Genomic DNA, 12,571 nt, shown 5'->3' on the forward strand with positions numbered 1-12,571 from the left:
ATTATGCTTGTTAGAATTGTTAAGTTAGGATTTCACAAAAAACATATTGATACTTTTTTAACTAATTTTGAAACCGATAAAACCGCTATTAGAAATTTTGAAGGCTGTAACTTTTTAGAGCTTTACCAAGATAAAAACAACCCAACCCTATTTTTTACCTACAGTTATTGGGATGATGAAATAGCTTTAGAGCGTTACCGAAACTCTGAAACATTTACCAATATTTGGAACAAAACCAAAATACTGTTTAATATAAAACCCGAAGCTTGGAGTGTTAATAAATTAGCTTCACTTAAGTAAAATGTTTCGTATTAAAGTTATAAATAGCTTAAAAAAAACACATTAAAACTATTACTTTTGAAACTTTCAACTTTTAAACTACATAACAAACTCTATTAAATGTTAGCCATACTTAAAAAAGAAATAAACGCATTTTTTGCATCGCCCATTGGCTATTTAGTTATTGCTATTTTTTTAGTTTTAAACGGCTTGTTTTTATGGCTTTTTAAAGGTGAATTTAATGTTTTAGACTATGGTTTTGCCGATTTATCATCTTTTTTCCTTTTAGCACCATGGATTCTTATTTTTTTAATTCCGGCAGTAACCATGCGCAGCTTTTCCGATGAGAAAAAACAAGGCACTTTAGAGCTACTCTTAACAAAACCTATTAGCCATTTTAATATTGTTTTAGGCAAATATTTAGGCGCTTTTATTTTAATACTTATAGCGCTTTTACCAACGCTACTATACGTTTACACAGTTTACCAATTAGGTAAACCTGTTGGTAATTTAGATATGGGAAGCACTTGGGGCTCTTATTTTGGTTTGCTATTTTTAGTAGCAGCTTATACAGCCATTGGCGTTTTTGGTTCTACACTGTCGCAAAACCAAATTGTGGCATTCATAGCATCGGTTTTTTTATGTTTTGTATTTTATATAGGTTTTGAAGGTGTGGCAGATTTTGCCGCTAGCCATTTTATTGAGCAACTTGGTATGAGTTACCACTTTAAAAGCATGAGCCGTGGCGTTATTGATACGGCCGATATTTTATACTTTTTAAGCCTAACCATTCTATTTATTACACTAACAGTTTACGGTATTAAAAATGAAAAATTACCACAAAAAACATGGGGTAAACTCATTATTTTACCTGTAGCATTATTGCTTATTAACTTTATTTTAGTAAAAGCACACGCACGTTTTGATTTAACTGAAGATAAACGCTACACGCTTAACGAAGCGGCGGTTAATGTTATAAAAAACGTACAATCGCCCATAGTTATTGATGTGTTTTTAGAAGGTGATGATTTTCCATCGGAATTTAGACGTCTGCAAACCGAAACCAAACAATTGCTTGAAGAGTTTGCAAATGTTAATGATAATATTGTATTCAGTCTTATAAATCCTATTGAAGATACTTCAACAAAAAATAAAAATATTGAGCTTTTAAATGCACGAGGCTTAACCCCAATGCAGCTTAGTGTTACCGAAAGCGGAAAAGCATCGCAAGCCATTATTTTTCCTTGGGCTTTGGCTAGTTTTAATGAGCAAACGGTGGCTATTCCGCTAGTTAAAAACAAAATTGGTGCTACCCAACAAGAACTGGTTTCAAACTCTGTTCAGCATCTAGAATATGCCTTTGCCGATGGTTTTAGCAAATTAGTTAATCCTAAACGTAAAAAAATTGCCATTTTAAAAGGTAATAAACAACTAAACGATGCCAATATTGCCAGCTTCATAAAAAAATTAAAAGATTATTATTACATAGCGCCTTTTACTTTAGATAGCGTTGCTACAAATGCGCAAAAAACTGCTGATGCTTTAAATGCTTTTGATTTGATAATTTCGGCTAAACCTACCGATGCTTTTACCGAAAAAGAAAAATTGGTTTTAGACCAGTTTACCATGAATGGCGGTAAAAGCCTTTGGCTTATTGATGCTGTAGCCATTGAAAAAGATAGTTTATACAATGATGCCGGCAAAAACTATGCCGTAGCACGAGATTTAAACTTAACCGATTTCTTTTTTAAATACGGTGTTAGAATTAACCCAAGTATTATTGCAGACCTCTACTCTGCCCCAATTATGTTAGCCACTGGCAATGATAATGACACCAGACTAATGCGCTTAAAATGGCCTTATGCGCCATTAGCATCAGGTAACCCAAACCACCCAATTACCAACAATTTAAACCTAGTAAAATTTGATTTTGCTAACCAAATTGACACGCTTAAAAACAATATTGAAAAAACTATTTTATTACGAAGTTCTAACCTAACAAAGCTTGAAGGTGTACCACGAGAAATTAATTTAGAACAGGCCACACAAGAGCCTCAAACCGAGCTTTACAATAAAGGCCACCAAACATTAGCGGTACTTTTAGAGGGTAAATTTACTTCGGTTTACAGTAATTTAGTTAAACCTATTAAACTAAAAAATACTAAAAACCAGAGTACGCCAACTAAAATGATTGTTGTTGCTGATGGTGATGTAATTAAAAATAATATTGATAGAAACGGGCCAACAGATTTAAGTTTTGACCGCTCTAGCAACCAAGAGGTTGGCAACAAAGAGTTTTTATTAAATGCTGTAAATTATTTATTAGATGAGAACGGACTTATAAACATTCGTTCGAAAGAATTGGCTGTTGCCTTCTTAAATCAAGAAAAAATAGCCCTAGAAAAAACCAAGTGGCAACTCTTAAACATAGCGCTACCACTAGTATTATTAGCTTTATTCGGAATTATTTTTAATTTCATAAGAAAGAAAAAATACGCATCTTAAATGTTAATAAGTTTGTTTCGGTTATTTATAAGTATAGAATATATTTGTAAGTAGCTTATTAGCTTAATATAAATCAACTTTTCACAACAACAAAAGTTGCATCTTTCAACAAAAAAATAAATAACATTTACAAATGAAATTTATAGTATCAAGCACTTATTTATTAAAACAATTGCAGGTTTTAGGAGGCGTTATAAACAACTCTAACACCTTACCTATTTTAGATAATTTTTTATTTGAATTAGATAATAATACACTTACCGTTTCTGCAAGTGATTTAGAAACCACCATGGCTTCTACTTTAGATGTAGAAAGTGATAGCACTGGTAGTGTTGCCATACCTGCACGTTTATTACTTGATACGCTTAAAACGTTTCCTGAGCAACCTTTAACGTTTGTTATTGAAGACAATAATACTGTTGAAATTAGCTCTAACCACGGTAAATATGCCTTAGCTTATGCTGATGGTAACGAGTTTCCAAAAGCGGTGGCGCTTGAAGACCCAAGCAAAACTGTAGTAACAGGCGATATTTTAGCAACCGCTATAAGTAAAACTATTTTTGCTGCAGGAAATGACGATTTACGCCCTGTAATGAGCGGAGTATTTTTTCAATTTTCAACCGAAGGTTTAACCTTTGTAGCTACCGATGCACATAAACTAGTAAAATACACACGCGAAGATGTAAAAGCAAATCAAGTTGCAGAATTCATTATGCCTAAAAAACCATTAAACTTGCTTAAAGGAATTTTAGCTGCTAGCGAAGATGAAGTTACTATTGAGTACAATGACTCTAACGCTAAATTTACTTTTGAAAACTCTGTTTTAATTTGTCGTTTAATTGATGGGAAATACCCTAATTACGAAGCGGTAATTCCGAAAGAAAATCCAAATAAATTAACTATTGCAAGAACACAATTTTTAAACTCTGTAAAGCGTGTTAGTATTTTCTCTAACAAAACTACACACCAAATACGATTAAAAATTGCTGGTGCAGAACTTAATATTTCTGCTGAAGATGTAGACTACAGCAATAAGGCAGAAGAACGCTTAACCTGTGATTATCAAGGTGATGATATGCAAATTGGTTTTAACTCTCGTTTTTTAACTGAAATGTTAAACAACCTAAACTCTGATGATGTACAATTAGAAATGAGTATGCCAAATAGAGCAGGTATTTTAACGCCTATTGATGGCTTAGATGAAGGTGAGCACGTAACTATGCTAGTAATGCCTGTGATGCTTAATAGTTAAAAACAGTATATTAATTGATATAAAAAAGCCCACTTTAATTAAGTGGGCTTTTTCTTTTCAGCTAAAAATTAGCCTAGTTCCTTAGGAACTTTTGATTAATAGCATTTTTAGAGGTTTTAATTTGAATCATGTATAATCCTGAAGGTAATACAGATACATCAATACCGTTTGAAGTCTCAATAGCTTGCTTTACAAGCTGACCGTTAATATTGTAAATAGATATGTTTTCAGTTTGCTCTGTAGATTTAATAAACAATCTATCATTTACAGGGTTTGGATATAGTTTTACTGAATTTATATTTAAAGATACATCATCAACACTTAATGTAGAATTGTACTCGTAAGCTCCTAAATCTATCGTAGTGTTAAAAACTCTTGTGTTACCAGATGCATCTAAAGTTCCGAATAATCCTGAATTATAAAATGAATTTGTTCCTTGATCTATAACTGCTGTTGAAGCTGAAGTTGGTTTATAGTCAGCATCTAAATTAGGATTTGCTGTACTTATATTAAAAGCATCTGAATCAATATTAGATGTATAAGGATAAATTGTAGGTGCAATACAGTTATCAATATCTAAATCTCCAAAATTACCTTCTGCAGGTTTAGAATTATCAAAAACCTTATCACTAACTATAGATGTATTACTATATAGATTATTATAGAAAATAGAATTATATACATCTACAACATTTTCTAACGAACCAGATGAACTTATATTGATTAAATGTTTAATTGTAGTGGTAGAAAAATCATTTTGATTATTTACAAACGTTGAATTAACAATAGTTGTACTCATATTTGAAGTTCCTGTTTCTCTAAACCAAATAGCGCCAAAGTCTGAATTAAATTGATTATCAGAAAACTCTAAATTCACAAATCTAAAATCGATAGGTGTATTACTACTTGAACTTTGAAATAAGCAAACTCCATTATTAACTAAGTTTCCTTTTACAGCAACATTAATAAATTCTATAGTATCTGTAAAATATCTATAATCCATCAGTAATCCGTTACCCGTATAATTGTTTCTAATGATACTGTTTTTTAGTGTAAAATACGATGTATTATAAGTTGTTGGAAAATAAATTACAGGATTACTACCACTAGGTTTATGAGCATTTTCAAAAATAAAACCATCAAGCGTTACCAAGTTTGTGTTAACATTCATTAATTGCCCTACGTTATCAGATTTGTTAGATGCAAAATCTCCAGCAATATCATTTCCATTTATATCTCCTGAAATAATGGTAGCATTTGTGGTATAGATTAACGACATATCTCTATCATTTTCATCGGTTTCTGTACCATTAAAACCTCCAAAAATTTGAACATTATCATCACTTACTGTAAATCCTCCAGTTGTTGGGTAATACGTTCCAGCTTTTACAAACACTTTTCCTCCAGGCACAAAACTAGTTGAGTTTAAAGCATCATATAAAGAGTTGTAAGCATCTGCCCAAGAGGTACCGTCATTATTACCAGTTGCACCAGCATCTACAAAAATATCTCCAATTGGTGCTGGTGTAGATAAATTTGCAATATCTCCAGGACCATGAAACATCGCTGTATTTGCATGCTGAATAGCTCCTAAACCAATGATTGTTCCACTAGAATACGTTCTTCCGTTTTGAAAACAATCTGTCGCAGGAAAATCAGAGAAATTATAGCCTCCAAAACTACCCATAGTACCGTTTTGACGATAAGCTGCTAAAGGTTCAAAATTTCCTGAAGAAATATCTACAAAAGGTGTTGTTGGTAGATATATTGAATTTGAAACATCATTACTAGGTGTGAAATCACGAGCGTTGGTATCACCAAAATTTATACCTACACCAGAAGTAGTAAAACCAACAAATTCATTTGTTCCTGTATTATTATAATAAATGTTGTTATACCAAGCTCCGCCAACGCCACCTGAAGTTCTCTCTAATCGAATACAACTAGCTACTGAAGCCGCTACACCAGCGCCTTCTTGATTTAAAGAAATGGTATTATTATTAAAAAACACACTAAGACCTTGTGCTCCGTTAGAAATAAATCTAGCTACACTACCCGACTTTCCTGCATCTTCTACTTTGTTTGCAATAAATAAATTATTTCCTATAAAAATCTTATCATAATCCTGAAGTGATCTATATTCAAAAGCATACCCAACTTGCGACACATTTTCATCTACAATACTATTAAGTAAAGAAAACGTTTTAATAGGATTTGCACTACTTCCTCCATATATATTAGCCCAAATATCAAAAGCTGGTCTAGTTGCTGCGTAGTTTCGTGCAAAACGACAATTTAAAAGTGTGATTTGATTTTGTGTATAGTTAACTGAACTTGGGTGACTGTACAAAGCACTTCCTCCGTAAGCATTTACAAAGTTAATACGATCTATTACAATGCTTTCTTGTACATGATTTAAAGTAGTTCCATTAACAGTAGTTGGCTCAATTTGCAAAATACGTGTTGCATTATCACTTTTATTTGTTGATGTTACACTAGGTACTTCATTCAAATCATCTCCGTTTATATCGCCAGATAAGTATACTGGATGTAACCATGGGTCAACGTTACGATCAGCTTTAGTATTTTCAGTTCCTACAAAACCACCAAAAATATTAACACCATATTGATTTAAAAATGGTGTTGAAGCATTAATAGGTTTGTAAGTTCCTTCAGCAATCCAAATTTCAGCACCAGCAATATTTGTATTGTTTAATGCATCATGTAAAGAGTTGTAGGCATTAGCCCAACTAGTTCCGTCATTGTTACCTGTAGCATCAATATCTACATAAACAATGGTTTGTGCTTGCGTAAAACCAAACACTAAAAAGGTTAATAAGAGTAATTTTTTTTTCATTGTAGTTGAGATTAATATTCAACTACAAAATAACTTCACTTTTAAAGGTTTTCAATTTGCTTTTTTCTGAATAGCTCTAATTTCTTTCTGAATGATTTACGAAGATTATTCTTACATTAAATATTATAAAAAAAAGCCTGCTTAAATAAGCAGACTTTAAAAACTTTAGGTTAATAGCGCAATTTTAATTATTCGCAATTCATTTTTGTCCGTAAGGCATTTGTCCATGTATAACACCACCAAATTGTGAACTACCATAACCACTACCATTGTATTGCTGTTTTATTAAAAAACCTTGTAAATAGCAGTCGTTATTTTTATTTTTTTCTGTGAATGCGCCTTTAATCCAACGGTATAAAATACGACCTGTATATTTGTTTTTTACAATACTCCAATCGTTAGATTCTATGTTTAACTTTATAAGTTTTGCACCATCTTTTGCAATGGTTTTTGATACATTTTCTTTAGCAAAACTCACTAATGAAGCATTACTATTCATGCTACCTGCTTTTGGCATTTTTATAGCATCCATGGTTGATTTTGCAGCTGCATCATAATTTGCTTTTAACGTAGCTTCAAACTCTTTTACAATTGGTTTTGCTTTTTCTAACCACTCTACATGAAATTGTTGCTCGCCTTTACCAATCACGTTTAAAATAGTAATATCTTTTTCGTGCATGTACGATGGTACATTAAATGCGTGTCCGCCTTGGTGCGATGCTGCATAAATAACAAACACATAGTCTGCAATTAGCATACCTCTTACTAAAATTGGCATACCTGTACCAAGCTCTAAAGTTTGCGATCGGTCTGCACCTACTTTGGTTGTAAACATTCCTGAAACCAACTCGTAACCAATATATCCTTCTGGTGACATGGCTACTAATTCTGGTGTGGTTAAAAAGCGTAACCATGCATAATCTGGATCTTGTGCTGGCAATAAGTCTACATTATCACCCATATCTGTCATTTGGCGTCTTAATTTTACACGATCTACACCAACTGCGCTCATGCCTTTTGTCATTGCAAAAGGATACGACATGTATAGAAAAACATCGCTTACTGAATTTGCAGATTTAGGCTTATTAGCGTCTGCTTCTTGTTGCTTTTTCTCAAGGTATTTTTGATAGTATAAATCTTGTTTTGCCTGGTCGTTAGGATACTTTTTAGCTAATTCTGCTTTAAATTCTTCATCGGTATATTCTGTTTTTGATGCATCTTGATTTGATGTTGAAGAACTGCCAACCATTCCTGAAGCGTTTTCAGATTTTGAAGACGAACTGTTACTTTCTTTTTTATCTAACTTCTTCTCTACTGCTGCTTTGGCTTTCTTTTTAAGCATTTTACCAAATTGCGCATGCGAAACGTTATAGCATAATGCCAAGACGAATAATAGAACTATTTTTTTCATAAGAATTGTGTTTAGTGGACTTCAAAATAAAGCACTTAAGCACTATTCTTAATTTGGTTTTTTCTGAAAATGATGATTTTTTTTCTGAAGGAATTTCAAAACCTTCAAATCAATCACATAAAGGTTTCCTTGATGACTTCAAGAAACTGATCGCGTTTAGATTTTGAAATTGGTATGCGTTTTTGATTGTTCATTAGCAAATAATCGCCATCATCTTTTACCAATTCATCTACATATTTTAAGTTGATTAAATACGAACGATGACATTTAAAAAACATCGCGTTGCGTTCTAATTGCTCAACAAAATGCTTTAAGGGTTTGCAAATGGTTTTTTGTTTGCCATCCATAAGTTGAACGTTTGTGTACATACCATCGGCTTCAAAATAAACGATATCATTGTGCGATGCGAACATGATGCCTTTAGGAATTTCTAAAGCAACTTTGTCCATTGAGAGTTGCTTTAACGAGTCGCGTAACTTGTTTAATTGGTCATTTAAATTGTTGGCTTTTATGGCTTCTTCAGCTTTTGTTACTGCTTCTTTTAACTCGGTTGTGTCCACTGGTTTTAACAAATAATCTACAGCCGATAATTTGAAAGCTTCAATCGCGTATTGATTGTACGCTGTAACGAAAATGATTTTAAAATCTATCTGATTTGGGAAATATTCTAAAATGTCTAATCCAGACTGATTTGGCATTTCAATATCTAAAAAGACAACATCAGGTTTACTGATTTTAATCAAATGGACACCAGATGCTAAATCTTGTGCTTCTTCAATACTAGTAATACTTGCGCAATGTTCGGTTAGCAAGTTTGACAGTAAATGTCTGGCGCGTTTTTCGTCGTCTATAATTATCGCTTTCATATCTTAATGTATTGGCATGGTGATAACCACTTTTGTACCTGCTGCAACGTCGTTTTCGTCATACAAATCGTTGGTAGTTATGGCTATATCACGCTTTAATTTGTTTTTATAAAGATGTACACGTTCCTCATTAGCTTTAGTAGCAAAGGGTTTGTGTTGTTGGTTTGGTCGTTTTAATTTTTCCGATTGTGTGCGACCAATTCCGTTATCTTCAACGGTAATTTCTAATTTGTTTTGCTGAATAATTGTTGCTTCAATATGTAATTTTCGGTCATTTAATTTGTGTAACAATCCGTGTTTTAAAGCATTTTCAACATACGGTTGAATGAATAGCGACGGTACTTTTATCTGTTTTGTCTTCAATTGATTATCAACCGAAATTGTATATTCCAATTCATCTTCAAAACGCACTTTTTCTAATTCTAAATACAGTTTTAAAGCGTTTAATTCTTCTTCTAAAGTAATTTCGTTTTGCTGACTATAATCTAAATACATACGAATTAATCGGCTAAACTTCACTAAATACGAGCTTGCTAATTCCTTTTCGTTTGAAATGATATAATCTTGAATAGAATTTAAGGCATTGAAAATGAAATGCGGATTCATTTGCGAGCGCAGATTTTCCAACCTTAAATTCGTTATTTTTTTATCGATTAATATTTTATCGACTTCGGCAATACGTTGTGCTTCTTTTTGTTGTAAACGCCATCTAAAATACAACCAAACTAATCCAATTATTGCTGCTACAACTAAACCATAAAACCAATAGGTTTCCCAGAATGGTTTAGCAATTACAAAGGTTATTGGTGTTACAAAAACAGCTTGTTGTGCACTTAAATTTTGGGCTTTTAATTCAAAAGCATAGGTGCCACTAGACAAACTATTAAACGTAACAAAATGTGCGTTTAGCGGTATATTTTGCCAACTTGTATCTATTTGTTTAACGCGGTATTGGTAGCTTACATGTTGATTAGACTGAAATCCGTTTGAGTTGAACGAAATATCAATTTTATTTAAATTATATGGTAGTTTGTAGTTAGTTGTAACTAACGTGTCGCGGTGGTTAATTTTTACAGCTTCTACCCTAACCTTGGCTGTTTTAAAAGCTTTAAACAATGCGTCTGATTTTGGCAACGCATAAAATGCTTTAGGCAAGCTTACAATAATTTGATTTTGAAGTATTAAAAAATCATTAACTGCTGTATTTAAACCATCTTGCGCACTTAACGATTTAAGCTGGTGCGTTTTTGTATGATATTGAAACAATCCAGCATCGGTTGAAATCCAAAGCACTAAACCATCGGCATTAATGGCATTAATTTGAAGGTTTTCAGGAAGCTTAATTCCTGAAGGTTTTAGCGTATTGTTTTTGTATTTTAATAATCCGTTGTGTTGAGTTGCAACCCAAACTGTTCCGTTAGTTTTAGTTAGTGTATTAACCAGTAAACTTTTAGAATTGAATGTAATTTCTTCTGCATTAAATGTTTGCGTATTGTATTTGTAAAGTCCGTCGATGTACGATACAAACAACTGATTATTAGAAACCACCGAAGCTTTTACACGACTTTCCTTAAGTATTTGTTGTTCAGGATGATTAAACGGATTTTTATATACAATACCTTGACGATAATTACCATAAAACAAGGTGTTGTCATCAATTTTTGAAAAGGTTTTGGCAACTGAAAATCGGTTGTTTACGTCTAAAATTTCATCATTTTTTAGATTAACTACAAACGATTCTGAAGCATTAATACTAACTATTAATTGTTCGCTTTTAGCATCATAAAAAAGTTTTCCAATGATTTTTTTTCCTGGCAACTGCAATGTTTTTGTGAGCTGATTGTGATTGTAAAACAGTAATTTACCATCATTGGTTCCTAAAACAAATTGATTGCTTTGTAACGCAACAGACGCTGTAATTTTAGAGTCTATATTAGATAATTCAACACGACGAATATTTAAGTTTGGTGATACAAACACACCATTATCTAAAGTTGTAAACCAATAATTTTTATTAAAATCTACTTGAACATCGGTAATAGATTCTGTTTTAAAAAGTTGTTCTTTAAACGTGAAAATTTCATTTTCAAAACCATAAACAAACACGCCAGAACTGGTTAAAAACCAATAGTTGTTTTCAATGTTTAAAAGTCCGTAAATAGTTTCATTATATATTTGTTTTGGTGTTTTAAGCTTTGTAACAATATTGTTTTTTGGATTAATTGTACACAAAACATTACCGTTTGAGCTCTTGTGTGTAAAGAATACAACATTGCTAAACGCAAATAATTTTGGTGATTGAATACGTTTTGAGCTAGTTATTTCAAATATTTTGGTTGAATTTTTTTTATTGTACTTGTAAATACGGTGACGTTCTAAACCGTTTTCAAAACTTATGGCAAACGTATAATTAGTCTCATTAATTTTAGAATTACTTATACACATACCATCAAACAGCTTTGTAGCTAATTTGGTTTCAATATTTATATCATAAATTCCAGTTACTGTAAATAATCTTACATATTTTTCTGAAACTTCATAAGGCGCTAATTGTCCATTTACCAATTCACTAGCATCATAAAACAGTTTTAATTTATCGTTTTCAACATAAAATATTTGTCCGTAAATATTAATACACCACAATCGGTTTTTTTTATCTAAAAGTAATTGAAATAAGGAATTTGATTTTTGCTCAGGATGACTAAAACGCTCATAAATAGTACCATTATACCTAAAAAGTCCTTTATCAGCAGCCAACCAAATATATTGCTGGTGGTCTTCAATAATATCATAAAACTCTACATCAGGCAATGGTGACACTGCAGACATGTTTACTGAAACAGGGTTTTGAGCCTTCAATAAAAAGCCAAAACAAAAAAATAATATGTATATAAAATAACGCCACATAGTTACCAATAGGCAAACTTACTATTTATGCACACAAAACATGTTATAATTTTCTGTAACTGCTTTATTTTTTTCTGAATAAAAAAACGCCTACAAAAATTGCAGGCGTTTTAATTATTTATCTCATACTAAATAAACTAACTAATAAAATTAAGAGATAAAGGATATTTTGGAATTTCGCCATTACTTGCTTTTATGGCATTAATAATAGGGAAAATAAATGAAAATATACCTAAAATTAAAAATCCTAAAAGACCTAAACCAAATAGTAAAATTAAAGGAATACAAACAATAAAATACACTATTAAACTCAATTGGAAATTAATAATGCTTTTTCCGTGATTATCCATTTGGTAAACGCGTTCTTTTTGGGTTGCCCATAAAATTAAAGGAACAATTAAACTGCCAAAGCCTGTTACAAAAAGTACCAATTGGCTTAAGTGCGTAATTACAATAAGTTGATTATCTTGTCGCATAATATCTTGTTTTTTTGA

General features: G+C 31.9%; 8 protein-coding genes. 3 read left to right on the forward strand and 5 right to left on the reverse strand.

What is annotated here, in order from left to right; genetic code table 11:
* The first annotated feature begins 3 nt into the window (after nucleotides 1-3).
* From ACXAG4_RS13630 to dnaN, 3 genes are all read left to right on the forward strand, one after another.
* Nucleotides 4-300: a putative quinol monooxygenase gene (locus tag ACXAG4_RS13630; RefSeq protein WP_475296636.1), complete on the forward strand. Its 297-nt coding sequence runs from the start codon at nucleotides 4-6 to the stop codon at nucleotides 298-300.
* A 99-nt stretch (nucleotides 301-399) separates the two neighbouring features.
* Nucleotides 400-2,784: a gliding motility-associated ABC transporter substrate-binding protein GldG gene (gene gldG, locus ACXAG4_RS13635; RefSeq protein WP_475296637.1), complete on the forward strand. Its 2,385-nt coding sequence runs from the start codon at nucleotides 400-402 to the stop codon at nucleotides 2,782-2,784.
* Between the two features lie 133 nt (nucleotides 2,785-2,917).
* The gene (gene dnaN, locus ACXAG4_RS13640; RefSeq protein WP_475296638.1) at nucleotides 2,918-4,036 is read left to right on the forward strand and encodes a DNA polymerase III subunit beta; all 1,119 of its coding nucleotides are present in this window, start codon (nucleotides 2,918-2,920) and stop codon (nucleotides 4,034-4,036) included.
* Between the two features lie 73 nt (nucleotides 4,037-4,109).
* Here the strand turns inward: dnaN and ACXAG4_RS13645 are convergent, their stop codons facing one another.
* The 5 genes from ACXAG4_RS13645 to ACXAG4_RS13665 all read right to left on the reverse strand — a co-directional run bounded on the left by ACXAG4_RS13645 (nucleotide 4,110) and on the right by ACXAG4_RS13665 (nucleotide 12,553).
* Nucleotides 4,110-6,893, reverse strand: a complete 2,784-nt coding sequence (locus ACXAG4_RS13645) for a T9SS type A sorting domain-containing protein (protein WP_475296639.1) — start codon at nucleotides 6,891-6,893, stop codon at nucleotides 4,110-4,112.
* Nucleotides 6,894-7,092: 199 nt separating this feature from the next.
* Nucleotides 7,093-8,304: a hypothetical protein gene (locus tag ACXAG4_RS13650; RefSeq protein WP_475296640.1), complete on the reverse strand. Its 1,212-nt coding sequence runs from the start codon at nucleotides 8,302-8,304 to the stop codon at nucleotides 7,093-7,095.
* A 113-nt stretch (nucleotides 8,305-8,417) separates the two neighbouring features.
* The gene (locus tag ACXAG4_RS13655) at nucleotides 8,418-9,170 is read right to left on the reverse strand and encodes a LytR/AlgR family response regulator transcription factor (protein ID WP_475296641.1); all 753 of its coding nucleotides are present in this window, start codon (nucleotides 9,168-9,170) and stop codon (nucleotides 8,418-8,420) included.
* Between the two features lie 3 nt (nucleotides 9,171-9,173).
* Entirely contained in the window at nucleotides 9,174-11,999 is a 2,826-nt protein-coding gene (locus ACXAG4_RS13660) for a sensor histidine kinase (RefSeq protein ID WP_475296642.1), read from the reverse strand.
* 215 nt (nucleotides 12,000-12,214) lie between these two features.
* Nucleotides 12,215-12,553: a DUF4870 domain-containing protein gene (locus ACXAG4_RS13665; protein ID WP_475296643.1), complete on the reverse strand. Its 339-nt coding sequence runs from the start codon at nucleotides 12,551-12,553 to the stop codon at nucleotides 12,215-12,217.
* Between the last annotated feature and the right edge of the window lie 18 nt (nucleotides 12,554-12,571).

The sequence above is a fragment of the Seonamhaeicola sp. ABD4_175 genome, assembly GCF_056160885.1.

Coding starts and splice junctions, on each gene's coding strand:
- ACXAG4_RS13650 (WP_475296640.1), bottom strand. CDS start 8,304: ATGAAAAAAATAGTTCTATTATTCGTCTTGGCATTATGCTATAACGTT.
- ACXAG4_RS13645 (WP_475296639.1), bottom strand. CDS start 6,893: ATGAAAAAAAAATTACTCTTATTAACCTTTTTAGTGTTTGGTTTTACG.
- ACXAG4_RS13655 (WP_475296641.1), bottom strand. CDS start 9,170: ATGAAAGCGATAATTATAGACGACGAAAAACGCGCCAGACATTTACTG.
- dnaN (WP_475296638.1), top strand. CDS start 2,918: ATGAAATTTATAGTATCAAGCACTTATTTATTAAAACAATTGCAGGTT.
- ACXAG4_RS13665 (WP_475296643.1), bottom strand. CDS start 12,553: ATGCGACAAGATAATCAACTTATTGTAATTACGCACTTAAGCCAATTG.
- ACXAG4_RS13660 (WP_475296642.1), bottom strand. CDS start 11,999: ATGTCTGCAGTGTCACCATTGCCTGATGTAGAGTTTTATGATATTATT.
- ACXAG4_RS13630 (WP_475296636.1), top strand. CDS start 4: ATGCTTGTTAGAATTGTTAAGTTAGGATTTCACAAAAAACATATTGAT.
- gldG (WP_475296637.1), top strand. CDS start 400: ATGTTAGCCATACTTAAAAAAGAAATAAACGCATTTTTTGCATCGCCC.